Source organism: Streptomyces sp. NBC_00988 (assembly GCF_045162645.1).
In the GTDB taxonomy this organism is placed as follows: Bacteria; Actinomycetota; Actinomycetes; order Streptomycetales; family Streptomycetaceae; genus Streptomyces.
The window spans coordinates 6,226,737-6,251,108 of the sequence record NZ_CP108730.1 but is presented as its reverse complement, the minus strand read 5'-3'; the positions used below and the strand labels follow the sequence as shown (position 1 = coordinate 6,251,108).

The following is a 24,372-nucleotide window of genomic DNA, read 5'->3' as shown; positions in this document are numbered from 1 at the left end:
TGTCATGTCAACCCTGTTCGTCAAGATCGGCTGGGGGCGCACTACTTGGCATGAGCGCATCCAACGCCCTTGCTCGCAGCTCCCGTTCGGCCGCCAGCGCGATGAACTCCGCCGCCTTCGCCGGGCCAACCAACCTCTCCACGGCCCGCATTGTCGTTTCGGGCACGGCCACGGAACGTGACGAGGGCACGGAGTGCGAAGGTTCCGCCGCCCCGAGGTGCCGGCGCAGCGACCGGTTGGCGAACAGGCGCATCGCGCGGGCGAGTTCGGCGTCCACGGTCTGCCGGGCGAGGGGCCGCAGCCGTCGTACGAGAGAAGCCGCTTCCGTGGCATCCGCGTCCGTCGGTCGGTGTGCGCCGTCGAGGTAGCGGGCGAAGACGTGCTCGGTGGTGAACTCCAGGAAACGGGCGGCGATGTGCTCGACCTGGACCCTCAACTCCCTTAGGTGGGAGGAGATCGCGGGGAGCGGGACTCCGGATGCGTACAACTCGACGGCCACCGCCAGCTCTTGGGGGCTCGGGACGAGGAAGGAGTCGGTGTCTCCGGGGACCGGTTCCAGTACGCCGAGTTCGACGGCCTCGGCGACGGCCGCGTCGTCCGGGCTGCCGCCGAAGCGCTGTTCCAGCTCGGCGCGCGAGATCCGGACCGCCTCCTCGTCCGTCCACGGCCCGTCCACCTCGGCGGCCAGCCCGAGCACCCCGCCCAGCCCCCGGCCCGCGTCCCAGGCGTCCAGCAACTCCTTGATGGAGGCCAGGCCGTAGCCGCGGTCGAGCAGGTCCGCGATCTGCCGGAGCCGGGCGAGATGGACATCGGCGTACACGTTGGCCCGGCCGCGCCGCTCGGGGCGGGGGAGCAGGCCGCGGTCCTGGTAGGCGCGGATCGTGCGGACGGTGGCGCCGCTGAGGTGCGCGAGGTCCTCGATGCGGTAGGCGGCGTCGCGGGGGCCGGAGCCCGAACCCGACCCGGCGTTCACGCAACCCCCGCCCGCGCCGCCGGTGAGCGCTTCAGGTACTCCACCGCCCGGTTCAACGACCCCTCCCGGGACGGGTGGTAGGAGCGGCGCAGGTAGCGGGGGACGGCCGCGCCGAGTGAGCGCCAGGTGGGCAACAGGCCTTTGCGTGCGGCCCTGTTGTGTTCGGTGAGCGAGTAGCGGACGCGGCCCGCGAGTTGGGGGTCGTGGCGTATCAAGTAGGCCGTGCCCCAGGCCCACAGGGAGAGCATCACGGGGGCCGTGACCGCCATGCCGGCGACGCGGCGGGCGTAGCGGGGGAGGCCGTGGCCTCCGCAGTGCTGGAACATGTCGTAGGCGACCGCGCGGTGTTCGACCTCCTCCGCGCCGTGCCAGCGCAGCAGGTCGAGCATGATCGCGTCGGCGCCGGACCGGTCGAGGGCCTCGGCGGCCAGGATCCAGTCGCCCAGCACCGCCGTGAACTGCTCGATCGCGGCGACGACCGCCAGCCGGAAGCGCAGCCACTCCCGCTCCGGCACCGGTGCGCCGAGCGGCGGGCGTTCGCCGAGGAGCCGTTCGAAGAGGAAGTCGACGTGCCGGGTGAAGTCCGTGGTGTCGAGCCGTTGGGTGGCGAGATGGTCCAGCACGTGCGCGTGCTGGACGCTGTGGGTGGCCTCCTGGCCCATGAACCCCTTGACGTCCGCGAGGAGTTCGGGGTCCCTGACCAGCGGCAGGCCCTCCTTGAAGACCTTCACGAACCACCGCTCCCCCGCAGGCAGCAGCAGATGCAGCACGTTGATGACATGGGTGGCGGTCGGCTCGTCCGGGATCCAGTGCAGGGGTGTGCGCGACCAGTCGAAGGAGACCCGGCGCGGGGCGATCGCGTGCTGCTCGTTCTCGGAGGTCACAGCGGCGGCTCCAGGCGGGCCATCGCCCGCAACGCGCGCGGGGCGAACCGGGACATCAGATGGGCGCCGCGCGCCTCCGGGGTGACGGGTACGACGGCCTGGTTGCGTACGACGGCCCGCAGGATCGCGTCGGCGACCTTCTCCGGCGGGTAGTTCCGCAGCCCGTAGAGCCGCGCCGACTTCTTCTGGCGCCGTTTCTCCTCGGCGGCGTCGACCCCGGCGAAGTGCGCGGTCGAGGTGATGTTGGTGTTGACGAGACCCGGGCATATCGCCGAGACACCGATCCCCTGGCCGGAGAGTTCCGCGCGCAGGCACTCGCTGAGCATCAGGACGGCCGCCTTGGAGGTGCTGTAGGCGGGCAGTGCCTTCGACGGCTGGAACGCCGCCGCCGAGGCCGTGTTGACGATGTGTCCGCCCTGGCCGCGGTCGGCCATCTGCTTCCCGAAGAGGCGGCAGCCGTGGATCACGCCCCACAGGTTGACGTCCAGGACCTTCTTCCAGTCCTCCGGGGTGGTGTCGAAGAAGGAACCGGAGAGTCCGATTCCGGCGTTGTTCACCAGGACGTCCACCACGCCGTACTCGGCGGCGACCTTCGCGGCGAGCTTCTCCATGGCCTGCTCGTCGGCGACGTCGACCGTCTCCGCCCAGGCCTCGGGGGCGCCGATCAGCCGGGCCAGTTCGGCGGTGCGGGCCGCGCTCTCCGTGTCCCGGTCGACGGCCACCACGCGCGCGCCGGACTCGGCGAAGGCGAACGCCGTGGCCCGCCCGATGCCGCTGCCCGCGCCCGTGACCAGCACGAGCTGCCCGCCGAACCGCTCGACGTACTTGCCGGTCGCCGGCGTCGACCTGGGGCGCTCGCCCTCATGGGTGGTCACGAACTCCGTGATCCAGGACGCCAGTTGATCGGGGCGGGTGCGCGGGATCCAGTGCTTGGCGGGCAGCGTGTGGCGCACCGCCCCCGGCGCCCACAGCTCCAGTTCGTCGTAGAGCTTCTCGGAGAGAAACGCGTCCCCCAGAGGCGTGACGAGCTGCACGGGCGCGTGCGCGTACGCGTCGGGGCGTGGCCTGCGCAGCCTGGCCCGGACGTTGTCCCGGTACAGCCAGGCGCCGTGGGCCGCGTCCTGGGGCAGTGACGAGGTCGGGTAGTCGCCGCGGGGGACCTTCTCGACGCGCTCCAGGATCTTCGGCCAGCGCCTGCCCAGGGGGCCGCGCCAGGCTAGTTCGGGCAGCACGGGCGTGTGCAGCAGGTACACGTACCAGGACTTGGCGCCCTGGCCGAGGAGTTGGCCGACGCGGCGCGGGGTGGGCCGGGTCAGGCGCTTGTTGATCCAGTGCCCGAAGTGGTCGAGGGACGGCCCGGACATCGACGTGAAGGAGGCGATCCGGCCCACCGTGCGTTCGACGGTGACGAACTCCCAGGACTGCACCGAGCCCCAGTCGTGCCCCACCAGGTGCACGGGCCGGTCCGGGCTGACCGCGTCGGCGACCGCCAGGAAGTCGTCCGTGAGCTTCTCCAGGGTGAACCCGCCCCGCAGCGGCTCCGGTGCCGTGGACCGGCCGTGGCCCCGGACGTCGTAGAGGACGACGTGGAAGCGGTCCGCGAGCCGGGACGCGACCTCGGACCACACCTCCTTGCTGTCGGGGTAGCCGTGCACCAGGACGACCGTGGGGCGCGAGGGGTCCCCCAACTCGGCCACGCACAGCTCGACTCCACCCGTCCGCACCCAGCGCTCGCGCGCACCCTCAAGCGTCATTTGTCCTCCGCCCAGCGCCGCACGTGCGGCAGATCGTCGTCGAGCCAGAAGGCGCTCTGTTCGGGGTCCTTGGAGTCGGTGACGACGAGGATCTCCTCGAACTTGGCGCCCGTGCCCCGGAATCCGAGATGCGGTTCGACGGCCCACAGGCCCGGGTGCGGGGGATGGTCGGAGAAGCGGTACGGCGACCAGAGCGGGGACCAGCCGTCGCGGTGGCCGTGCAGCGCGTCGCTCGCGAGGCCCTTCAGGGACTGCGTGCCGAACCCGAACAGCCTTGGGGACCAAGGGCGTTCGGTGACCCGGTCGACCTTGTGCGCGATCACGCCGAAGGGGTACGCGCGGTGCCGGTTGGCGTAGCCCTGGCGGACCATGAGGCGGTCCACGTCCTCGTAGATCTCGCGCAGCGGGCGCCGCTCGCGCACCTCGCGCAGGAGCAGCGCGCGGTGTGCCTCCAGGTCGGCCATCAGCCGGTCCTGCACGGGGTTGGCGCCCAGGGAGCCCGAATAGCCGATGTCGGCCGTGAAGCCCTTGTACACGGGGGCCATGTCCAGGATGAACGGCATCCCGGGCTCAAGACGGCGGCCCGTGGGGAAGAACTGCAGCGGCACCCGGAAGTTCGTGAACGCCGTGCGGTCGCCGAACCAGGCGAAGGGCAGATGGAACCAGTCCCGCACACCCCGCGCGCGCAGCCACGACCGCTGCATCCGCGCCGCGTCGCGCTCGGTCACCCCGGGCTCCAACCGGGCCGCCACGGCCTCGGCGCACTCGTACGCCAGCCGCTGTACCTCCCTGAACCCCCGCAGTTCCGCGGAGAGTTCGCGTGTCACCGCCGTAGTCATGCCACCGCCCCACCTGTCCACATTGACTGCGGTACGTGCCCGTAACTTGACACTCGTGAATGTGACAGTTGTTAGAGGCTGCGTCAATAGGCCCGATCTCCATCTGTGGATAACCCGGCGGGGCCTCCGCGTAGCTCTCAAGCAGGGCATCCCCTACGGACCCGTACGTCTGGAGTCTGACGTGAGGACAGCTCTGCGGGGTGACGACCGCAGTGGTCCGCGTCACTACCTTCGTAGACGTGACTGTGATCGCGACCGAAAGCCTGAGCAAGCGGTTCCCACGGGTGACCGCGCTTGACCGGCTCTCCGTGGACGTCGGACCCGGTGTTACGGGGCTCGTCGGTGCCAACGGAGCCGGCAAGTCCACCTTGATCAAGATCCTGCTGGGTCTGTCCCCCGCCTCCGAGGGCCGAGCCGAAGTGCTCGGCCTCGATGTCGCCACCAAGGGTGCCGACATCCGCGAGCGCGTCGGGTACATGCCGGAGCACGACTGTCTGCCGCCCGACGTCTCGGCCACCGAGTTCGTCGTCCACATGGCGCGCATGTCCGGCCTGCCGCCCACCGCGGCCCGCGAGCGCACCGCGGACACCCTGCGCCATGTCGGGCTGTACGAGGAGCGCTACCGCCCCATCGGCGGCTACTCGACGGGCATGAAGCAGCGCGTCAAGCTCGCGCAGGCACTCGTCCACGACCCGCAGCTGGTCTTCCTGGACGAGCCGACCAACGGCCTGGACCCGGTCGGCCGCGACGAGATGCTCGGCCTCATCCGCCGCATCCACACGGACTTCGGCATCTCGGTGCTGGTGACCTCGCACCTGCTGGGCGAGCTGGAGCGCACCTGCGACCACGTGATCGTGGTCGACGGCGGCAAGCTCCTGCGCTCCAGCTCCACCACGGACTTCACCCAGATCACGACGACCCTGGCGATCGAGGTCACCGACACCGACGACCACCCGGACGGCACCCGCGCGGTGCGCGACGCGCTCCACGCGCGCGGGGTGGACACCCACGACGGCAGCGGCCTGCCGGGCGCGGGCCACGTCCTCCTCCTGACGGCCACGGGCGAGGAGACGTACGACGTGGTCCGGGACGTGATCGCGGACCTCGGCCTCGGACTGGTGCGCATGGAGCAGCGCAGGCACCACATCTCCGAGGTCTTCACCGACACCGGCACCGACACGGGCGCCGGCCACGACGCAGAGCGGAAGGAGGCCGTAGGCCATGGCAATTGACCAGCCCCTGGTCCCCCAGCCGGGCGACCAGACCCGTATCCACAACATCGGCTACCGCCACTACGACGGCCCCCGCCTGGGCCGCGCCTACGCCCGCCGCTCCCTCTACTCGCAGTCCCTGCGCGGCTCGTACGGCCTCGGCCGCTCGGTGAAGTCCAAGGTGCTGCCGATGCTGCTGTTCGTGGTCATGTGCGTGCCCGCGGCCATCATGGTGGCCGTCGCGGTCGCCACGAAGGCCAAGGACCTGCCCGTCGACTACACGCGCTACGCGATCATCATGCAGGCCGTCATCGGCCTGTACGTCGCCTCGCAGGCACCCCAGTCGGTCTCGCGCGACCTGCGCTTCAAGACCGTACCCCTGTACTTCTCGCGGCCGATCGAGACCGCCGACTACGTGAGGGCCAAGTTCGCGGCCCTGGCCTCGGCCATGCTCATCCTGACCGGGGCCCCGCTGATCGTGCTCTACGTAGGCGCCCTGTTGGCCAAGCTGGACTTCGCCGACCAGACCAAGGGCTTCGCCCAGGGACTCGTCTCGGTGACCCTCCTCTCGCTGCTCTTCGCCGGCATCGGCCTGGTCATCGCCGCGGTCACCCCGCGCCGCGGCTTCGGCATCGCGGCCGTCATCGCCGTACTGACCATCTCCTCCGGCGCCGTCTCCACCCTCCAGGCGATCGCCGACGCGCAGAACTCCACGAGCGCCATCCCCTGGATCGGCCTCTTCTCGCCCGTCACCCTCATCGACGGCCTGCAGTCGGCGTTCCTGGGCGCGAGTTCGGCGTTCCCCGGAGGCGTCGGCCCCAGCCACGCGGAAGGCGTCGTCTACCTCCTCGCCGTCCTGGGCCTCATCGCCGCGACCTACGGCCTCCTGATCCGCCGCTACCGGAAGGTGGGCCTGTGACCACGCTCTCCATCGACCACGTCTCCCGCTGGTTCGGCAACGTGGTCGCCGTCAACGACATCACCATGAACGTCGGCCCCGGCGTCACCGGACTCCTCGGCCCCAACGGCGCCGGAAAGTCCACCCTCATCAACATGATGGGCGGCTTCCTCGCCCCCTCCACCGGCACCGTCACCCTCGACGGCCAGCAGGTCTGGCGCAACGAACAGATCTACAAGCACATCGGCATCGTCCCCGAGCGCGAGGCGATGTACGACTTCCTCACCGGACGCGAATTCGTCGTCGCCAACGCCGAGTTGCACGGCCTCGGCGCCAAGGCGGCCCAGAAGGCGCTGGCCACGGTCGAGATGGAGTACGCGCAGGACCGCAAGATCTCCACGTACTCCAAGGGCATGCGGCAGCGCGTGAAGATGGCGTCCGCCCTGGTCCACGACCCCTCGCTCCTGCTCCTCGACGAGCCCTTCAACGGCATGGACCCGCGCCAGCGCATGCAGCTCATGGACCTGCTGCGGCGGATGGGCGACGAGGGCCGCACCGTGCTGTTCTCGTCCCACATCCTCGAAGAGGTCGAACAACTCGCCTGGCACATCGAGGTAGTTGTGGCCGGACGGCACGCGGCCAGCGGTGACTTCCGCAAGATCCGCCGCCTGATGACCGACCGTCCGCACCGCTACCTGGTCCGCTCCAGCGACGACCGCGCCCTCGCGGCCGCGCTGATCGCCGACCCGTCGACATCCGGCATCGAGGTCGACCTGGCCGAGGGCGCGCTGCGCGTCCAGGCCGTCGACTTCGGCCGGTTCACGGCCCTGCTGCCCCGGGTGGCCAGGGACCACGGCATCCGGCTGCTCACGGTCTCGCCGTCGGACGAGTCGCTCGAATCAGTCTTCTCGTATCTCGTCGCGGCGTAGGAGGCCAAGAGATGTACGACCCCACAGTCGCCCGACTCACCTACCGGGCCCTGCTCGGCCGGCGCCGGGCCCTCATCCTGGGCGCCCTGCCCTTCCTGCTGATCATGATCTCCGTGGTGGTGCGGGGCCTCACCGGCGCCGACGACCAGACCGCGGTCGACGTCCTGGGCGGGCTCGGGCTCGCCACGATGGTGCCGATCATCGGCGTCATCGCCGGTACCGGCGCGATCGGACCGGAGATCGACGACGGCTCCGTGGTGTACCTGCTGTCCAAGCCGCTGAAGCGGCCCACGATCATCTTCACGAAGCTGATCGTGGCGGTCGCCGTCACCATGGTGTTCTCGGCGGTCCCCATGCTGATCGCCGGCCTCATCCTCAACGGCAACGGACAGCAGATCGCCGTCGCCTACACGGTGGCCGCCCTGGTCGCGTCCATCGCCTACGCGGCACTCTTCCTGCTGCTCGGCACGGTCTCCCGGCACGCGGTGGTCTTCGGACTCGTCTACGCCCTCGTCTGGGAAGCCCTGTTCGGCTCCCTGGTCGCCGGCGCCCGCACGCTCAGCGTCCAGCAGTGGTCCCTGGCCGTCGCCCACAAGGTCGCCGGCGGAGACCTGGTCACCTCGGACGTCGGACTGACCACGGCCACGGTGTTCCTCGTCGCGGTCACCGCGGGAGCCACCTGGTTCGCCGGACAGAAGCTGCGCACGCTGAAGCTGGCCGGTGAGGAGTGACCGGGCCCGATGCGGAAATGACAGGTTCTGATCTTGACGGGGGCTTCATCTCTGTCCGGGCACACTGGGCAAACAGGACGCACGGCTAGGAGGAACGGGGATGGCCGGAGAGGCGACGTACGGCGGCGGTCAGGCGGAGTCCGGGGACGGCTGGGACAAGCTGGTCCTGGACGACGACTTCATACGGTCCGCCGGGACGGCAGAGCCGTCCGCCCGCGCGCGGATGCTCGCGGCGCGCTGGCGCGCCGAGTCCCCCGAGCCCCAGCCCTGGCGCTCGGACGAGCCGCCCGCGGGGTGGTTCTTCAGCAAGGCACGCAGGCGCAGGTGGCGCCTGCGTTAGCCGTCACGCGGCTGCCCCTTTATTCGGTGGCGTCCAACTCGGCGTACAGGCACAGTTGTTGTGTCGACGCCGGATCAGCCGGCGCCACTGACTGGGAGAGGAGCTGGACGATGTCGATGCACGACAGGACGTCCAACTCCCTTCAGGGCAGCCCGCGGCGGTCTCCGGAGTAGTTACCCTCTGTCGAGTCGCCCACCACGGGGAGCTGCCCGGGGCGGCCGCTTCGAGCACGCGACTCATTATCGCGTGGGCCGCCCTCCCGGAGGATTGGCCGAGTGGTAAGGCACGGGCTTGCTAAGCCCTGGTCGGGCCTGGAAAGCCCGCGCACGTTCGATCCGTGCATCCTCCGCAAGACGCTGTCACTGGGACTGGGCCGACTTCTGGGGCCGGGGTTCGCCGAAGCGGCGCCCGGCGCGTCGCAGGCCGGGCCCACCCTTCAGCCCAGCAGTCGCTCCAGCACCACCGCGATGCCGTCGTCCTCGTTCGACGCCGTCACCTCGTCCGCCACCGCCTTGAGTTCCTCATGCGCGTTGGCCATCGCCACGCCGTGGGACGCCCAGGCGAACATCGCGATGTCGTTGGGCATGTCGCCGAAGGCGATCGTGTCGGCGGACTTCAGGCCCAGGCGGCGGGCCGCGAGGGAGAGGCCCGTGGCCTTGGAGAGGCCGAGCGGGAGGAGTTCGACGATGCCCGCGCCGGCCATCGCGACCGAGACGAAACCGCCCGCGGCCAGCTGCGCCGCCTCGGCGAGCTGGTCGTCCGTGAGGGTCGGGTGCTGGATGTAGATCTTGTTCAGCGGCGCCGCCCACAGCTCGGACACGTCCGAGAGGGGCGTCGACGGCAGCGTGCCCGTCAGCGCGTACCCGTCGCCGACCAGCACCTCGCCGTCCAGGCCGTCCCGGCTCGCCGCGAGGTACAGCGGGCCGACCTCCGCCTCGATCTTGGCGAGCGCCACACCTGCCAGTTGGCGGTCCAGAGTGACCGACGTCAGCAGGCGGTGCTCCCCGGCGTCGTAGACCTGGGCGCCCTGGCCGCAGACCGCGAGGCCCTCGTAGCCGAGGTCGTCGAGGATGTGCCGGGTCCAGGGGACCCCGCGGCCGGTCACCACGATGTGCGCGGCACCGGCCTCCCCGGCTGCCGTGAGGGCGTCACGGGTGCGCGTCGAGATCGACTCGTCGGAGCGCAGGAGCGTTCCGTCGAGGTCGGTCGCGACCAGCCGGTAGGGGAACCCCCCGGAGGGAGACGCAGTGGTCACTTGGCGACCGGCGTCAGGAACTCACGGCCGCCCAGGTACGGACGCAGCACCTCGGGCACGCGCACGGAACCGTCGGGCAGCTGGTGGTTCTCCAGGATCGCCACGATCGTGCGCGGTACGGCGCACAGCGTGCCGTTGAGCGTGGCCAGCGGCTGGACCTTCTTGCCGTCGCGCAGCCGCACGGACAGCCGGCGGGCCTGGAAGCTGTCGCAGTTGGAGGCCGAGGTCAGCTCGCGGTACTTGCCCTGGGTGGGGATCCACGCCTCGCAGTCGAACTTGCGGGACGCCGACGAACCCAGGTCGCCCGAGGCCACGTCGATGACCTGGAAGGGCAGTTCGAGGGCGGTGAGCCACTGCTTCTCCCAGTCCAGGAGTCGCTGGTGCTCGTTCTCCGCGTCCTCGGGGAGGACGTACGAGAACATCTCGACCTTGTCGAACTGGTGCACGCGGAAGATGCCACGCGTGTCCTTGCCGTACGTGCCGGCCTCGCGGCGGAAGCACGGGGAGAAGCCCGCGTAGCGCAGCGGCAGCTTGTCCGCGTCGAGGATCTCGTCCATGTGGTACGCGGCGAGGGGTACCTCGGAGGTGCCGACGAGATAGAAGTCGTCCTTCTCCAGGTGGTACACGTTCTCGGCGGCCTGGCCGAGGAAGCCGGTGCCCTCCATGGCGCGCGGGCGGACCAGCGCCGGGGTCAGCATCGGGATGAAGCCGGCCTCCGTGGCCTGCGCGATCGCCGCGTTGACGAGCGCCAGCTCCAGGAGGGCGCCGACGCCGGTGAGGTAGTAGAAGCGCGAGCCGGAGACCTTGGCGCCGCGCTCGACGTCGATGGCGCCGAGCGACTCGCCGAGTTCCAGGTGGTCCTTGGGCTCGAAGCCCTCGGCGGCGAAGTCGCGGATCGTGCCGTGCGTCTCCAGGACGACGAAGTCCTCCTCGCCGCCGACGGGCACGTCGGGGTGCACGAGGTTGCCGAGCTGGAGCGCGAGGCGCTTGGTCTCCTCGTCCGCCTCGTGCTGCTCGGCGTCGGCCGCCTTGACGTCGGCGGCGAGCTGGCCCGTCTTCTTGAGCAGCTCGGCCTTCTCGTCGCCGGAGGCCTTGGGGATGAGCTTGCCGAGCGCCTTCTGCTCGGAGCGCAGCTCGTCGAAGCGGACGCCGGACGACCTGCGCCGCTCGTCGGCGGACAGGAGAGCGTCGACGAGCGCGACGTCCTCTCCACGGGCGCGCTGGGACGCGCGCACACGGTCGGGGTCCTCACGGAGCAGGCGAAGGTCAATCACGCGGAACAGGCTACCGGTGCCGGGTTCCGGCTCACGACTCAGCATTCCGAACTGAGGCTTACATCCAGTTATGGGGTAATTACGCAGAGTGTTCCGGCATGTCGATGCGTGTCAATGAAAAGGCGTCCCGCTCCCTGGAACGGGGCAGGCGCGAGGCGGCCTGTTGACCCGAATCCCTTGTGGGAAACGGGACTTGAGGTCGCGGTTGTCCACAGGAATCCACATCCCGGAAGAGTTATCCACAGGGTGTGCGAAAGATCTGTGGACATCGAAAACGATCATTTCCAAAAGGTTTCGCGCGACGGGTAATTCCTGTCCCAAACGCACCTCCCACCCACTTTCGGGTGGAAATGCGTCGCTCCAAAGGATTGCCCGAAGGAAACAGGTGGACGAAGAGTGACCTACGCCCCGGTGGACGAGTCGACGACCTGTAGGGAGATTTGTCGACTGGATCGTACGTCGTTGTCGACTTGTCCCCAGGTCGAGAAGCGGACCTGTGGATAACTTCTGTGGATAACGAAGATACGCAGGTAGTACCGGGGCGCCACACAGGTACCGCTGGTCAGAAACGGCCGTCCTGGCAGTGCGCGACCCAGTCGGCCGCGGCCAGGAAATCCTCGTCCGAGGTGGCCGGGAAGAGCGGCCTCACGCCGTCCACGCCGACGTCCGCGCGCGGGTACGAACCCAGGAAGCGCACCTGGAGACAGATCCGCTTGAGCCCCGCCAGCGCCTCGGCGACCCGGCGGTCGGAGATGTGTCCCTCGGCGTCGACGCAGAAGCAGTAGTTGCCGATGCCGGCGCCGGTCGGGCGGGACTGCAGCAGCATGAGGTTGATGCCCCGGGTGGCGAACTCGCCCAGCAGGTCGCGCAGCCCGCCGGGGTGGTCGTCGCGCTGCCAGATCACGACCGACGTCTTGTCCGCGCCGGTCGGGGCGGCCGGGCGGGCGGGCCTGCCCACCAGCACGAACCGGGTCTGCGCGTTCTCCGCGTCGTGGATCTCGGTCTCCAGCGCTTCGAGACCGTACCGGGCGGCCGCGAACTCACCGGCGAAGGCGGCGTCGTAGCGGCCCTCCTGGACCAGCCGGGCGGCGTCCGCGTTCGAGGCCGCCGACTCCCACAGGGCGTCCGGGAGGTTCGCCTTCATCCAGTTGCGGACCTGCGGCTGGGCGGCGGGGTGCGCGGAGACCGTCTTGATGTCGGAGATCTTCGTGCCCGGCCTGACCAGCAGCGCGAAGGTGATCGACAGCAGCACCTCGCGGTAGATCATCAGCGGCGCGCCCGCGACCAGCTCGTCCAGGGTGGTGGTGATGCCGCCCTCGACGGAGTTCTCGATCGGCACGAACGCGGCCTCGGCCTCGCCGGTGCGCACCGCGTCCAGCGCGGACTGCACCGACACGTACGGGATCAGCTCCCGGGTGGCCGCCTCGGGAAGCGTCCGCAGGGCGACTTCGGTGAAGGTGCCCTCAGGGCCGAGATACGCGTAGCTGGCTGGCATGACCTCACCCTAATGGGCCTTGCGGAACCGAGCGCACGCTTCCTCACCCGGCCACCCCATAGGGCGACGGCCTCACCCCTCCAGCAACCGCTGCCCCACGTACTCGCCCTCCGCCGCCCCGCCCGGCACCGCGAACAGACCGCTCGCCTCGTGCCGGATGTACGTCGACAGGGCGTCCCCGCGGTCGAGTTTCCGCTGCACGGTGACGAAGCCGCGCAACGGGTCGGCCTGCCAGCACACGAAGAGGAGCCCGGCGTCCGGGGTGCCGTCCGCGGCGATGCCGTCGTGGTACGAGAACGGGCGCCGCAGCATCGCCGCGCCGCCGTTCTGGTCGGGCCGGGCGATCCGGGCGTGCGCGTTGATGGGGACGAGCAGGGCGCCCTTCGCGTCGGTCTTCTCCAGGTCCATGGCGGTCGTCTCGCCGCCCCCGGACAGGGGTGCCCCGGTGGACTTGCGGCGCCCGACGACGTTCTCCTGGGCGCCCGTCGAGAGCTTCTCCCAGTCGTCGAGGAGCATGCGAATACGGCGTACGACGGCGTAGGAGCCGTTGGCCATCCACGCCGGGTCGGTCGAACCGGACGTCGGCACGAAGATCCGCTTGTCGAAGTCGGACTCCGTCGGCTTGGGGTTGCGGGTGCCGTCGAGCTGGCCCATCAGATTGCGGGCCGTCATCTTGTGGGCCGTCGCGCCCGGCGTCCGGTTGAAGCCGTTCATCTGCCAGCGGACCTTGGCCGCGCTGCCCGCGTCCTTCTGGATCGTGCGCAGGGCGTGGAAGGCCACGAGCGCGTCATTGGCGCCGATCTGCACCCACAGGTCGCCGTTGCTGCGCGCCTTGTCGAGGTGGTCGGAGGAGAAGTCGGGCAGCGGATCGAGGGAGGCCGGGCGCTGCTTCTCCAGTCCCGTACGGGAGAAGAAGGAGTTGCCGAAGCCGAAGGTGATCGTCAGCGACGACGGCCCCGCGTCCCGGGCGACCTCCGTGTCGTCCTGCGCCGCCGCCTCGCCCGCCATCAGCCGCTGGGCGGTCGTCGACCAGCGGCGCAGCAGGGCCGCCGCCTCCTTGCGGCTCGCGCCCGCCGCCAGGTCGAAGGCGACGAGATGGCCGCGCGCCTGGAGGCCCTCCGTGATGCCGGGCTGATGTTTCCCGTGAAACATTGCCATGTCCTCGCCCAGCGAGGTCAGCGGTGTGGCCCCGGCGGGCGCGGACGCGTAGCCCACGGCTCCGCCCGCCGCACCGAGCACGAGCCCGGTGGCACCGGCCGTACCGAGGAGCCGTCGGCGGGAAATGCCCTCCCCTGGGGAGGCGTTTTCGGAAACGGCCTCCCCGGGAGGTGCCTCTACGGTCCGGGCCTGGGGAATGGACTGGTCAGGCATGGCGTGGTTCAGCCGATCTGCGCGTTCTTGTCGACGGTCGTCTGGTCGATGTCGGAGGTCCGCACGGTCACCGAGATCTTCCAGTCGCCCGCCATGGGGATCTGGATTCCGTTCGCGGCCCAGTGCCCGGTGGCGATGCGGTCGGGCGTCACGGGCAGCGGGCCGATCTTCTTCGCGGCGAGGGTGAAGGCGACCTTCACCTCGGGGACGTCGAAGGCGCGGCCGTTGGGGCGCTGCACATAGACGTGCATCTCGTTGCCGCCCACGCGCGCGGGGTCGAGGTCGAGGCGTATGACGCCCTTGCCGTCCGTGCCTCCGGTGTCGAACGACATGTCCAGGGTCAGGGCGCCGGCGGACGAAGAAGAGGACGACGACGAGGACTTGGCCGCCTTGGCGTCCTCCTCCGTGCGGCCCGGTTCGGTGGCCGTCAGGGCCGTGGTGACGGCGAGGACGACGACGGCGACGGCGGCCTCGGCGAGCACCGAGCGGCGCAGCCCGAAGCGGACCGGGTCGGCGTCCCGCAGCCGCTTCTTCCGCGCGGTGTCCACGGCGCTCCGCTGGCGGGCGAGTTGGGCGGCGCGCTTGGAGTCGTCGGCCGGCTCGGAACCGGCGCCCTTGGTGGACGCGGCCACATCGGAGTCGGCCTCGGCGGACGCGGTGGCGCTGGAGACACCGGCCTTGGCGGGGGCCGTAGCGCTGGAGGCACTGGCCTCGGCGGACGCCGTGGCGCTGGAGTCGGCGGTCTTGGTGGACGCGCTGGCGTGTGCCTTCTCCTTCTCCGGCGCACGCTCCTCGACGACCGTCCCGGCCGTCGCGGTGGTCTCCGCCAGCTTGGCGGTCCAGCGCCGGGAGATCGACGCGATGCCGACGAGCAGGGCCACGAGGCCGATCTTCACGAGCAGCAGCTGGCCGTAGCCGGTGTCGGTGAACGCCGACCAGGAGCCGAGCTGGCGCCAGGACTGGTAGATGCCGGTCGCGACGAGCGCGAGGACGCTGCCGAACGCGATGCGCGAGAAGTTCTGTACGGCCGTCCGCCCGACCTGGTTGCCGGAGGGGGCCCGGTAGAGCGCGACGAGGAGGGCGGAGAGGCCGCCGAGCCAGGTCGCCACGGCCAGCAGGTGGACGACGTCGACGGGCATCGCGATGCCGGGCTGGAGCCCGGTCGAGGCGTGCTCGGCCAGCGCCCAGCTCGCCGCGAGCCCGGCGGCCACCACACCGCCGCCGATCGCGAGACCGAAGGTCAGGTCCCGCTTCTCCTCGTCCTCCCGCTTGTCGTAAGCCCCGAACAGCACGGCGATGAACAGCGCGGCGGCGGCGAGCAGCAGCAGCCGGGAGACGAGGGCCGCGCCGGTCTTGGTCTGGAGGACCTGGCCGAGGAGGTTCAGGTCGAAGATGTCGCCGAGCTTCCCGGTCGTCGTGTAGGAGCCGCGCACCAGCAGCAGCCAGAGCGTGGCCGCGGTGAGCGAGACCCAGCCGGAGACCACCAGCCGCTGCAGGGCGCGCACTCCGGCGCCCCGTTGCCAGCAGGCCAGGATGAAGGCGGCGCCGCCCACCATGACGATGAAGCCGGCGTACGACATGTAGCGCCCGAAGCCGTACAGCCCGCCGACGAGTCCGCCGCCGACGTCCTGTTCGGCCGACACGGAGACGGTGGTCTTCGAGGGGGAGCCGATGGAGAAGGTGAAGGCGCCGCCCACGGGGTGGCTGTCGGCCGACACGACCTGCCAGGCCACCGTGTAGGTGCCGTCGGGCAGGCCGCTGCGGACCTGGGTGGCGTACGTCGTACCGCTGATGTTGGACGGTTTGCCGACGTCGACGCGTTTGCCCTCCGGGTTGAGCACGCGCAGCGAGTCGTCGTTCGTCGCCACCTTCTCGGAGAAGGTGAGCGAGATCTGCGTCGGAGCCTTGTCGACCACCACCCCCGAACTGGGGTCGCTGCCGGTCAGCGCGGCGTGCGCGGAGGCGGTACCCGCCCCGGCGAAGAGCATGCCGGTGACGGCCAGGAGCAGCAGCACCAGATTGCGGACGCGGGGGGTGATGATCGTCTTCAAGGTGGGGGTCCCTCCCTCAGTGCCCGGTCGTGGGGTTGTACGTGGCCGACTTCACGGGCATCTCAACCGTGAGAGGGCCGGACTTGGCAAAGTGCAGCTTCACGGTCACGTGGTCGCCCTGCTTGAGCGTGTGCTTCAGCTTGTCGAACATCAGGTGGTTGCCCCCGCTCTTGAACACGAGTTGACCGTGTGCGGGCACATCGAGGGACTGCACCTCCTCCATCGCCTGGCCGACCGTCTCGTGCACGGAGACCGGGCCGAGGTCGCTGGTGACGGACGTCAACTCGTCCTTCGCGCCGCCCTTGTTGGCGATGTCCAGGAAGCCCGCCGCCATGTCCGAGACCGGCTGGGGCATGTAGGCGGAGCTGACGGACAGCTGGGCCTTCGCGTCGTCCGAGCCGCCGCAGCCGGTGAGGACCAGGGCGCCGGTCAGCACCGCGACGGGTACGGCGAACTGCCTCACGGCGTCTCCCCCTTGACGATCTTGGGGAGGTCCTTGGTGTAGTCGTCGACGGTCGTGTCCTGGCCGTAGAGCAGGTAACCGCCGTCGGTCTTCGGGGAGAACGCGACGACCTGGGTGCCGTGGACGGAGACCAGCTTGCCGTTCTTGTCCTTCGAGGTCGGCTCGATGGAGATGCCGACCGAGCGGGCGCCGGCCTGGATGGTGGCGAAGTCGCCGGTGAGGCCGACGAACTGGGTGTCGATGCCCTTGAGCCACTTGCCGAGCTCGGAGGGGGTGTCCCGCGCCGGGTCGGTGGTCACGAACACGACCAGCAGCTTGTCCTGCTCGGCCTTGGACAGCGACTTCTTGGCCACGGCGATGTTGTTCATCGTCAGCGGGCAGATGTCGGGGCAGTGGGTGTAGCCGAAGTAGATCAGCGTCGGCCGGCCCTTGGTCTCCGCCCGGAAGTCGTACTTCTTGCCGTGCGTGTCCGTGAGGACCAGGTCCGGCTTCTCGAACGGGGTGTCGAGCACGGTGGCGGCCTGGGTCGCGGTGTCCTCGGAGACCACGGAGACGGGGCTCTTGCCGTCGTCGCCGCTGCCGCAGGCGGAGAGCGTCAGGGTGGCGGCGGCGAGCAGAACGGCCGCCGCGAACGTCTTCTTGCGCATAGAGAAATGTCCCAGTTGTGAGAGCTCCGGCGCGCACCGGGGTCGTACGCAAGAGTCGCACGGACCCCTGTGCGCACCATGAGCGGACGGGCTTCAGACGGTCGTACGCCGTCGGCCGGCGAGAACGCCGTACGCCACGCCCGCCGCGCCGACGGCGATGCCGACCACGCCGAGGACGCGGGCGGTGGTGTCGGAGGAGTCGGCGGACGACGAGGTGGAGTCGGCGGCGGTGGTCTCGGTCTTCGCGGCCTTGTCGGAGGCGTCCTCGGCGGTCGCGCCGGAGGCGGAGGCGGAGGTCAGCGTGAGCGTCGGAGCCGGGTTCTCGGGCTCCTCCTCGCCGTCCTTCTGCACCTCGATCCAGCGCACGACCTGCTTGTCGGAGTACGTCTGCAGCGCCTTGAAGACGAGCTGGTCGGCGTCCGTGGGCAGCATGCCGACGGAGACCGGGAACTTCTGGAAGTAGCCGGGCTCGACGCCCTTGCCGGTCGCGGTCCAGGTGACCTTGGTGACGGCCTCGGTGATCGTCTCGCCGTGCATCTCGGCGGGCTTGGCCAGCTTCGACTTGGTGACCTTCACGGTCCAGCCGCTGATCGGCTCCGGCATCACGGAGGCCAGCGGGTGGTCGGTCGGGAAGTTCACTTCCAGCTTGGTGGTCGAGGCGTCGTCACGCTCGTTCGGGACCTTGAAGTCGACGACCGCGTAGCCGCCCTTGACGGCCGCGCCCTCCGGCTGCACGGAGACGTGCGCGAAGGCGGGGGAGGACAGCACGAGCACGGCCGAACCGGCGACGGCAGCGGCGGCGGCGATACGAGAGGTCTTCATGGAAAGGAGCACTCCACTTCGAGTTCGAGTGAGTTCCGGTGGTGAAGAGGGGCGCGTGGTGTCCCGGGTTCATCAGTGGTTTCCCGGCTGAAGAAGACGGGCACGCGCGTGTGCCGCACGACGGCGGCCTCTTCACGCACAGAAGGGAGTGCGGGATCGGTGGTCGCGTCGCGTCAGGCGGCGAGGGTGTGTGCGGCGGCGGCCGGCGGACCGCGGCGGATCACCGAGTGCTGGAGCGCGGTGGTGTGCGGCGCGGGCGGCGCGAACAGGGCGCTACGGAGCGGACGCGGGCCCGCCTCGGGCGCCCCCGGCAGCCCGGCCCGCAGAGCGCGCACCAGGGCGAGCGCACCGCGCAGGGACCGTACGAGCGCCCCTTCCGCGACTCCGTGCGCCGAGAGTTCCATCAGGCGCAGCAGCGCCAGGTCCCCGCGCCGCAGCAGCCAGCCCGCGGCGAGCGCCGCGAGGACGTGACCGAGCAGCATGGACAGGGACGGGAACAGCGACATGGAGGAGGCGGCGGAGGTGGACATGGCGTCCGCCGGGTGATGCATCGACCCCATGGAGCTCATCGGGCCCGTCGAGCCCATCGAGCCCGAAGTCGGCAACAGCCGCGCGTCGGTGAGGATCTGGTGGGCCTGCGCCGGGCTGATCGCCGCGGCGGTGGTCCCGCACAGGAGATGCGCGGCGCGCGCGACGAGCGTGGCGTCGGACGCGGACAAGGTGCCCGTGGTCGACGTACCGGCGCTCTGCCCGAGCCCGAACAGCGTGTGCAGCACGGTCTGTCCGACCGCGAGCGGCACCACGATCCCCGGCAGCGAGCGCGCCCGCCCGGCGAGCGGCGTCACGACGAGGAAGGTCGCGAGGAAGCCCGCGCCCAGTGTCCACAGCGGAACGGTGGCGCAGGAGGCGATCGCATGACCGGCCGCGGCCAGCACGACACAGACCGCGGCGAACACCGCGGCCCGCAGGACCCGGAGTTCACCTCCGGAGCGCGCCGTACATGGGTGGGGGGCAGTCATGGCGGGCTCATCATCGCACCGGCCGTATCGCCGCCATACGGCAGGTCCGCAACATCCAGTCCATAGTGTGTCGTAGCTCACAAAGATCACTCTCCGGCGTGAGCTACCTCCGGATACACCAATTACGTTTGGGACGCATCGCCCATATGGGCGGCATCACGTCAACTCCGTGCTTACACAGGGGCACTGGCGGCAATAGGTATCACTATGTCGAGCCGCGGCCGGGAGGCTGGAGCATGAGCATCTGGTGGTCACTCCATCTGAGGCGCGAGGCCGCGAGCGTGCCACTCGCCCGGCGACTGTTTCTCGGCACGATGGAGACCGCGGGCGTCGACCCCGACATCTCCTACGACCTCTCCGTCGCCCTGAGCGAGGCGTGCGCCAACGCCGTCGAGCACGGCGGCGACACCGCGCACGGCGCGCCCACGGAGGCGTACCGGGTCACGGCGTACCTCGACGGCGAGAAGTGTCGTATCGAAGTCGCGGACTCGGGCCCCGGTTTCGCCCGCACGCAGTCCGTCCGCCCGGCCCCGAGCGAGGCCGAGAACGGCCGTGGACTGTGTCTCATCCAGGAACTCGCCGACCACGTCCACATCGGCAACAAGCCGGGCGTGGGCGGCGCGGTGGTGAGCTTCGACAAGATCCTGAAGTGGCGGAAGGACGCGCCGCTGATGGCGGTATAGCACGTCGGGGACGCATGGTTCCGGCCGACTTCAGGTTTCTGAGGATTCTTACCTTGCGCACAGCTCAGGCCCATGCCCCTGACGGCTGCCGTCCATAGCTTCGTGATCATGACGGGAAACCACAAAGACAAAACCATCAGCCGGCGCCGCGCCCTCGCGGTGACCGGCGGGACGGTCGCGGCCGGCGGACTGGTCGCCGCCGGGTTCCAGTCGGCGTTCGCCGACACCGCCGACACGACGACCGACGCGGACGCGACGGCCTCGGCGTCGGCCAGTTCGACCAGCAGTGAATGCATGACGCTGATGACGAGCGTCACGGAGGGCCCCTACTACCTCGACGGTGCCTTGGTGCGCAAGGACATCACCGAGGGCAAGGCCGGCGTCCCGCTCACCCTGCGGTTGACCGTCGTCGACGCCACGGACGGCTGCACGCCGGTCAAGGGCGCGGCCGTGGAGATCTGGCACTGCGACGCCTGGGGCTACTACTCCGGCTACACCACCGCCAACCCGGGCGGCTCGGCCCCCGCGGAGAGCGAGGAGGGCGACTCCGCCAACGACCAGACGTACCTGCGGGGTTACCAGGTCGCCAACGCCAACGGGGTCGTCAAGTTTGAGACGATCTTCCCGGGCTGGTACACGCCCCGCACCTGCCACATCCACGTGAAGGTGCACACCGGCGGCGAGAAGGAGGACGGCACCTACGAGGGCGGCAAGGTCAACTACACCGGCCAGCTGTTCTTCGCCGACGACATCGCCGAGGACATCTTCACCCTCGACCCGTACGCCAAGCACACGGGCTCGTACACCGTCCTCGCCGACGACATGGTCTACGACGGCGGTGGCGCCGCCAGCGGCCTGCTCACCCTCAAGGCCGTGCACAAGAAGGACCCGTCCAAGGGGTACAAGGGCTCACTGACCCTCGGCGTCGACCCGGACGCCGAGAGCACGGGCGCGGGCAGCGGCGGAGGCGGTACGCCCCCGAGCGGCGCCCCGACGGGTGCGCCGCCCAGCGACAGCCCCTCCCCTTCGGCCTCCGCCTCCTCGTAAGGTACGACGATGCAGAGCCGCGAGGACGAGGCACTGGCGCGGGCCGCCGTGGACGCGCTCACCGGGCAACTGGCGCTGGCTCCCAAGCCGGGCCTGCCCGACCCGCGCGACCTGGCCGCCCGCACGACCCGCGTGGACCACAGCGCCCTGCGCTGGTCCGCCAAGGCGCTGACCCCCGGCCTCGCGGCGATGGCGGCCGCGGCCCGCCGCACCGGTGAGCCGACTCCCGTGCTCCGCGCGGAACTCGGCGCGATCGGCCGCTGCACGGAGCACTCCGTGGCGCTCGCCGGCGGCGGCCACCGCGGCGCCCTGTGGGCGCTGGGCCTGCTGGTCGCGGCGGCCGCCCTGGACCCCCACGCGGGGGCCAAGGACGTCGCCGCGACCGCGAAGCGCATCGCCGCCCACCCCGACCGCCGCGCCCCGCGCAGGCCCTCGCGCGGCTCGTCGATCTCGGCGAAGTACGGTGCGGCCGGTGCGCGGGGTGAGGCCAAAGCCGGATTCCCGCACGTACGGCGGGCGTTGGACACCCTCGCCACGACCCGCGCGGCCGGGGCGACGGAGACACAGGCCCGCCTCGACGCCCTGCTCACGGTGATGTCCACCCTCCAGGACACCGAACTCCTGCACGCCGTGGGCCCGTTGGGCCTGCGCCACGTCCAGGCGGGGGCCCGCGGTGTCCTGGAGGCGGGCGGCACGGCGACGGCGGCGGGCGCGGAGGCACTGACCGCCTTCGACACCGACCTGCACGCACGCGTGTGGAGCCCTCGCGGAAGTGCGGGGCTCCTGGCGGGCGCGCTGTTCCTGGACTCTTTACCGGTCAACTCACTGGCGTGGGCCGCCTGAACCTGAAGAGGACCGACACCGGTCACTCACTGGCGCGGGCGGCGTGATCGGACCGGTACCGGTCAACTCGCCAGTGCGGGCTGCCTGTTCACCGCGCCCGCCTCGTCCTCGTCCTCGTCCGTCTCCCGCCCGGTACCGGCCGCCCGCCGCGCCGCCGGCCCCATCGCGTACGACGCCACGACCGTCGCCCCGCCCAGCAGCAGCCAGCCCGGCGTGCCCCACTCCAGGAGGAGGGACGTCAGCACCAGGGGGCCCATCGTCCTGGCCACGGTGACGCCGGTCCCGAAGAAGCCCTGGTACTCGCCCACCCGGTCGGCCGGAGCCAGGTCGAAGGACAGCTGCCAGGAACCCGCCGACTGCCCCATCTCGGCGGCCACTTGGAGCACCGCCCCGACCACCAGCGCCCCCACGGCCACCCACGGCGACGCGCCCGCCGACAGCGCGAACACCGCGCAGGCCGCCAGCATGATCCAGCCGGACCGCCGCACCGCGCGCGTGGCCGACGCGAGCCCCGTGATCCCGCGGGCCGTCCGCACCTGGAAGACCATCACCGCCCCGGTGTTGAGCACGAACAGCGCGGACACCAGCCAGGTCGGCGCGTCCGTCCGCTCCGCGATCCACAGCGGCAGCCCGAGGCTGAGCAACGGCATCCGCAGCAGCAGCACGGTGTTGAGCAGCGTGACGACGACGTAGGGCCGGTCCCGCAGCACTCCGAGACCGCCGGCCTTCCGCACCTGGACGCCCCGAACCGACGGCAGCCGCACCAGCAACCCCGCGCACACCAGGAAGCTCACCGCGTCCAGCGCGAACACCCCGAGGTACGCCGACCGCGTCCCCGCCCGCAGCGCGAGCCCGCCGAGACCCGCGCCCACCGCGAGACCGGCGTTCAGCGTCGACTGCAGATGCGCCAGCAGCCCGGTCCGCTCCCCGGCGGACACCAGCCCCGCCAGCAGCGCCTGCCGGGCCGCCGCGAGCCCCGACTGCGCGGAGGCGTACGCACACGCGGCGATCACGAACGGCACGAATCCCCGTACGACGAGGAAGGACGCCACAGCCAGCCCCGTCGCCAGCGCCAGCAGCACCGCCGTACCGCGCGGCCCACGCCGGTCCGCCAGCCGCCCCAGCGGCACCCCGACCAGCGAACCGACGGCCCACGCGAGGGTGAGCCCGAGGCCCACGCGCGCGGGGGCGAGCCCGACGACGTGGGTGAAGTACAGCGCCGAGGTCACGTAGTAGGCGCCGTCGCCGACCGAGTTGGTCAACTGGGCGAGTGCGAGGGTGCGTTGCGGGCCCGCGGGCGGGACGAGTGTGTTCGGCATGTCTACGACGGTAGGGCTCGGTTGGACCGGTCAGAAGGCCCAATTGATCGCCCTGTCATTGGCCCAATCCGGAACCCGCCCGCTTCTTTCAGACCCCGTTACGCCCCCTCCAGCACCCGCCCCAACGCTTCCAGCGCCTCCGGATAGACCCGCTCCCTGGGCGTCCCGTATCCCACGACCAGCCCCTGAGGCCGCCCCTCGTCCCCTCCCGCCGCATGCCAGTGCTCCCCTAGCCGCCCGACCGCGAGCCCCTCTTTCTCGGCCCGCGCGAGCACGGTCTCCTCGTCGGCGACCTCCACCAGCGCGTGTAGCCCGGCCGCGATGCCGTAAACGTTTGCGTGCATCCCCAGTCGGCCGAGGAGCTGGTCGCGGCGGCGCCGGTACCGCAGCCGGCACGCGCGCACGTGACGGTCGTAGGCATGGCTGTCGATCAGTTCGGCGAGCGCCAACTGGCCGATGGTCTCGGTGTGGTGGTCGCTGTGCAGCTTGGCGTCGGCGACCGCGTCGACCAGGTGCGGCGGCAGCACCATCCAGCCGAGCCGCAGGGCGGGCCCGAGGGTCTTGGACGCGGTCCCCAGGTACACGACCTGGCCCGGCGCCATCCCCTGGAGCGCGCCCACGGGCTGCCGGTCGTAGCGGAACTCCCCGTCGTAGTCGTCCTCGACGATCAGCCCGCCACGCGCGCGTGCCCAGTCGGTCAGCGCCCGTCTGCGCTCGGGGTGCAGGGTCACGCCGGTCGGGTACTGGTGGGCCGGTGTCACCACCACGGCCGCCGCGTTCCCCAAGTCCTCGGCGCAGGCGCCCCGTTCGTCGACCCGTACGGGCACCACGCGCCCGCCGTTGTGCCGCACCACCTCCCGGTGGAACGGCAGCCCCGGGTCCTCCATGGCGACCTCGGCGACACCGCGCCCGGCCGCCGCGTCCAGCACGCGCGTGAGGAGCGCGAGCCCCTGCACGTACCCGGACGTGATCACGATCCGTTCCGGCGGGGCGATCACCCCGCGCGCCCGCCCCAAGTACCCGGACAGCGCGGTACGCAGTTCGATGCGGCCGCGCGGATCTCCGTAGTCGTACGCCAAGGAGGGTGCCGTCGCGATGGCGCGGCGCAGTGAGCGCAGCCAGGCCGCCGCCGGGAACATGCCGACGTCGGGGCTGCCGGGCCGCAGGTCGAATCGGGGTACACGCGCGCGTGCCGCCGCGCCCGGTGCCTCCGCGTCGACGGAGGGCAGTCGTGCGACCTCGGTGCCCGAGCCCTGGCGCGCGGTGAGGTACCCCTCGGCGACGAGCTGGTCGTAGGCGGCCTTCGCGGTGCCCCGGGAGACGCCGAGTTCGGTCGCGAGCCGGCGGGTCGCGGGGAGGCGGGTCCCCGGGGCGAGCCGGCCGTCCCGTACGGCGTCCCGGAGGGCGCGTTCGAGACCGACCCGGCGGCCTCCCTCGGGGTCGGGTTCCAGGTGCAGGTCGACCCCGACGCCGGACCAGAAGTCGTTCACGAAAAAGCCCTCCCCCTAGGCGCGTTCATGAAAA

23 protein-coding genes and 1 tRNA gene are annotated in these 24,372 nt (G+C 70.8%); 9 read left to right on the top strand and 15 right to left on the bottom strand.

Annotated features, from left to right (window positions below):
* Positions 1 to 7: 7 nt before the first annotated feature.
* The 4 genes from OG496_RS28660 to OG496_RS28645 are packed head-to-tail and all read right to left on the bottom strand — an operon-like array spanning position 8 to position 4,450.
* On the bottom strand, positions 8 to 973 hold the full coding sequence (locus tag OG496_RS28660; protein WP_405972932.1) for a MerR family transcriptional regulator: 966 nt from the start codon (positions 971 to 973) through the stop codon (positions 8 to 10).
* Positions 970 to 1,857, bottom strand: coding sequence for a metal-dependent hydrolase (locus tag OG496_RS28655; RefSeq protein ID WP_405972931.1), 888 nt, complete (start codon positions 1,855 to 1,857; stop codon positions 970 to 972). The genes OG496_RS28660 and OG496_RS28655 overlap by 4 nt, the downstream gene beginning before the upstream one ends.
* Complete coding sequence (locus OG496_RS28650) at positions 1,854 to 3,611, bottom strand: SDR family oxidoreductase (RefSeq protein ID WP_366494848.1); 1,758 nt, start codon at positions 3,609 to 3,611, stop codon at positions 1,854 to 1,856. The genes OG496_RS28655 and OG496_RS28650 overlap by 4 nt, the downstream gene beginning before the upstream one ends.
* The gene (locus tag OG496_RS28645; RefSeq protein WP_405972930.1) at positions 3,608 to 4,450 is read right to left on the bottom strand and encodes a M24 family metallopeptidase; all 843 of its coding nucleotides are present in this window, start codon (positions 4,448 to 4,450) and stop codon (positions 3,608 to 3,610) included. The genes OG496_RS28650 and OG496_RS28645 overlap by 4 nt, the downstream gene beginning before the upstream one ends.
* Positions 4,451 to 4,695: 245 nt before the next feature.
* Here OG496_RS28645 and OG496_RS28640 point away from each other — a divergent pair, with 245 nt between their 5' ends.
* From OG496_RS28640 to OG496_RS28615, 6 genes are all read left to right on the top strand, one after another.
* Positions 4,696 to 5,682 carry an ABC transporter ATP-binding protein gene (locus tag OG496_RS28640; RefSeq protein WP_365609007.1) on the top strand — a complete coding sequence of 329 codons (987 nt, stop codon included), beginning with the start codon at positions 4,696 to 4,698 and terminating at the stop codon, positions 5,680 to 5,682.
* On the top strand, positions 5,672 to 6,580 hold the full coding sequence (locus OG496_RS28635) for an ABC transporter permease subunit (RefSeq protein WP_366494850.1): 909 nt from the start codon (positions 5,672 to 5,674) through the stop codon (positions 6,578 to 6,580). The genes OG496_RS28640 and OG496_RS28635 overlap by 11 nt, the downstream gene beginning before the upstream one ends.
* Positions 6,577 to 7,488: an ABC transporter ATP-binding protein gene (locus OG496_RS28630; protein WP_403944839.1), complete on the top strand. Its 912-nt coding sequence runs from the start codon at positions 6,577 to 6,579 to the stop codon at positions 7,486 to 7,488. The genes OG496_RS28635 and OG496_RS28630 overlap by 4 nt, the downstream gene beginning before the upstream one ends.
* Before the next feature lie 11 nt (positions 7,489 to 7,499).
* Entirely contained in the window at positions 7,500 to 8,219 is a 720-nt protein-coding gene (locus tag OG496_RS28625) for an ABC transporter permease (protein WP_366494851.1), read from the top strand.
* Between the two features lie 100 nt (positions 8,220 to 8,319).
* On the top strand, positions 8,320 to 8,559 hold the full coding sequence (locus OG496_RS28620) for a hypothetical protein (RefSeq protein ID WP_366494852.1): 240 nt from the start codon (positions 8,320 to 8,322) through the stop codon (positions 8,557 to 8,559).
* Between the two features lie 261 nt (positions 8,560 to 8,820).
* Positions 8,821 to 8,908 (top strand) — tRNA-Ser (locus OG496_RS28615).
* Between the two features lie 87 nt (positions 8,909 to 8,995).
* On the opposite strand, the gene OG496_RS28610 is transcribed toward OG496_RS28615, so the two are convergent.
* From OG496_RS28610 to OG496_RS28570, 9 genes are all read right to left on the bottom strand, one after another.
* A complete protein-coding gene (locus OG496_RS28610; RefSeq protein ID WP_405972929.1) occupies positions 8,996 to 9,814 on the bottom strand; it encodes an HAD family hydrolase in 819 nt (272 codons plus the stop codon).
* Positions 9,811 to 11,088 (bottom strand): serine--tRNA ligase, encoded by a 1,278-nt coding sequence (gene serS, locus OG496_RS28605; protein ID WP_366494854.1) that lies wholly within the window; start codon positions 11,086 to 11,088, stop codon positions 9,811 to 9,813. The genes OG496_RS28610 and serS overlap by 4 nt, the downstream gene beginning before the upstream one ends.
* Positions 11,089 to 11,650: 562 nt before the next feature.
* Positions 11,651 to 12,583: a prephenate dehydratase gene (gene pheA, locus OG496_RS28600; RefSeq protein ID WP_366494855.1), complete on the bottom strand. Its 933-nt coding sequence runs from the start codon at positions 12,581 to 12,583 to the stop codon at positions 11,651 to 11,653.
* Positions 12,584 to 12,655: 72 nt separating this feature from the next.
* Positions 12,656 to 13,954, bottom strand: coding sequence for an iron uptake transporter deferrochelatase/peroxidase subunit (gene efeB, locus OG496_RS28595; protein WP_405972928.1), 1,299 nt, complete (start codon positions 13,952 to 13,954; stop codon positions 12,656 to 12,658).
* Between the two features lie 8 nt (positions 13,955 to 13,962).
* Entirely contained in the window at positions 13,963 to 16,005 is a 2,043-nt protein-coding gene (locus OG496_RS28590; protein WP_405972927.1) for a copper resistance CopC/CopD family protein, read from the bottom strand.
* A 16-nt stretch (positions 16,006 to 16,021) separates the two neighbouring features.
* Positions 16,022 to 16,468, bottom strand: coding sequence for a copper chaperone PCu(A)C (locus OG496_RS28585; RefSeq protein ID WP_405972926.1), 447 nt, complete (start codon positions 16,466 to 16,468; stop codon positions 16,022 to 16,024).
* A complete protein-coding gene (locus tag OG496_RS28580) occupies positions 16,465 to 17,115 on the bottom strand; it encodes an SCO family protein (RefSeq protein WP_405972925.1) in 651 nt (216 codons plus the stop codon). The genes OG496_RS28585 and OG496_RS28580 overlap by 4 nt, the downstream gene beginning before the upstream one ends.
* A 93-nt stretch (positions 17,116 to 17,208) precedes the next feature.
* Positions 17,209 to 17,937, bottom strand: coding sequence for a YcnI family protein (locus OG496_RS28575; protein ID WP_405861879.1), 729 nt, complete (start codon positions 17,935 to 17,937; stop codon positions 17,209 to 17,211).
* Positions 17,938 to 18,110: 173 nt separating this feature from the next.
* Positions 18,111 to 18,956 carry a hypothetical protein gene (locus OG496_RS28570; RefSeq protein WP_405972924.1) on the bottom strand — a complete coding sequence of 282 codons (846 nt, stop codon included), beginning with the start codon at positions 18,954 to 18,956 and terminating at the stop codon, positions 18,111 to 18,113.
* A 236-nt stretch (positions 18,957 to 19,192) separates the two neighbouring features.
* Here OG496_RS28570 and OG496_RS28565 point away from each other — a divergent pair, with 236 nt between their 5' ends.
* The 3 genes from OG496_RS28565 to OG496_RS28555 all read left to right on the top strand — a co-directional run bounded on the left by OG496_RS28565 (position 19,193) and on the right by OG496_RS28555 (position 21,529).
* Entirely contained in the window at positions 19,193 to 19,639 is a 447-nt protein-coding gene (locus OG496_RS28565; protein WP_019055063.1) for an ATP-binding protein, read from the top strand.
* A 108-nt stretch (positions 19,640 to 19,747) separates the two neighbouring features.
* On the top strand, positions 19,748 to 20,686 hold the full coding sequence (locus OG496_RS28560; RefSeq protein WP_405972923.1) for an intradiol ring-cleavage dioxygenase: 939 nt from the start codon (positions 19,748 to 19,750) through the stop codon (positions 20,684 to 20,686).
* 9 nt (positions 20,687 to 20,695) lie between these two features.
* A complete protein-coding gene (locus OG496_RS28555) occupies positions 20,696 to 21,529 on the top strand; it encodes a triphosphoribosyl-dephospho-CoA synthase (RefSeq protein ID WP_405972922.1) in 834 nt (277 codons plus the stop codon).
* A 62-nt stretch (positions 21,530 to 21,591) separates the two neighbouring features.
* Here OG496_RS28555 and OG496_RS28550 read toward each other — a convergent pair whose 3' ends face one another.
* Both OG496_RS28550 and OG496_RS28545 read right to left on the bottom strand, forming a co-directional pair.
* Complete coding sequence (locus tag OG496_RS28550) at positions 21,592 to 22,848, bottom strand: MFS transporter (RefSeq protein ID WP_405972921.1); 1,257 nt, start codon at positions 22,846 to 22,848, stop codon at positions 21,592 to 21,594.
* Between the two features lie 98 nt (positions 22,849 to 22,946).
* The gene (locus OG496_RS28545; protein WP_405972920.1) at positions 22,947 to 24,338 is read right to left on the bottom strand and encodes a PLP-dependent aminotransferase family protein; all 1,392 of its coding nucleotides are present in this window, start codon (positions 24,336 to 24,338) and stop codon (positions 22,947 to 22,949) included.
* Positions 24,339 to 24,372 lie beyond the last annotated feature (34 nt).

Bases quoted from the DNA above. Each gene is read 5' to 3' on its own strand.
- OG496_RS28650 (WP_366494848.1), bottom strand. From the start codon at position 3,611: ATGACGCTTGAGGGTGCGCGCGAGCGCTGGGTGCGGACGGGTGGAGTC.
- OG496_RS28645 (WP_405972930.1), bottom strand. From the start codon at position 4,450: ATGACTACGGCGGTGACACGCGAACTCTCCGCGGAACTGCGGGGGTTC.
- OG496_RS28635 (WP_366494850.1), top strand. From the start codon at position 5,672: ATGGCAATTGACCAGCCCCTGGTCCCCCAGCCGGGCGACCAGACCCGT.
- OG496_RS28625 (WP_366494851.1), top strand. From the start codon at position 7,500: ATGTACGACCCCACAGTCGCCCGACTCACCTACCGGGCCCTGCTCGGC.
- OG496_RS28620 (WP_366494852.1), top strand. From the start codon at position 8,320: ATGGCCGGAGAGGCGACGTACGGCGGCGGTCAGGCGGAGTCCGGGGAC.
- pheA (WP_366494855.1), bottom strand. From the start codon at position 12,583: ATGCCAGCCAGCTACGCGTATCTCGGCCCTGAGGGCACCTTCACCGAA.
- efeB (WP_405972928.1), bottom strand. From the start codon at position 13,954: ATGCCTGACCAGTCCATTCCCCAGGCCCGGACCGTAGAGGCACCTCCC.
- OG496_RS28580 (WP_405972925.1), bottom strand. From the start codon at position 17,115: ATGCGCAAGAAGACGTTCGCGGCGGCCGTTCTGCTCGCCGCCGCCACC.
- OG496_RS28575 (WP_405861879.1), bottom strand. From the start codon at position 17,937: ATGAAGACCTCTCGTATCGCCGCCGCCGCTGCCGTCGCCGGTTCGGCC.
- OG496_RS28570 (WP_405972924.1), bottom strand. From the start codon at position 18,956: ATGACTGCCCCCCACCCATGTACGGCGCGCTCCGGAGGTGAACTCCGG.
- OG496_RS28565 (WP_019055063.1), top strand. From the start codon at position 19,193: ATGAGCATCTGGTGGTCACTCCATCTGAGGCGCGAGGCCGCGAGCGTG.
- OG496_RS28560 (WP_405972923.1), top strand. From the start codon at position 19,748: ATGACGGGAAACCACAAAGACAAAACCATCAGCCGGCGCCGCGCCCTC.
- OG496_RS28555 (WP_405972922.1), top strand. From the start codon at position 20,696: ATGCAGAGCCGCGAGGACGAGGCACTGGCGCGGGCCGCCGTGGACGCG.
- OG496_RS28550 (WP_405972921.1), bottom strand. From the start codon at position 22,848: ATGCCGAACACACTCGTCCCGCCCGCGGGCCCGCAACGCACCCTCGCA.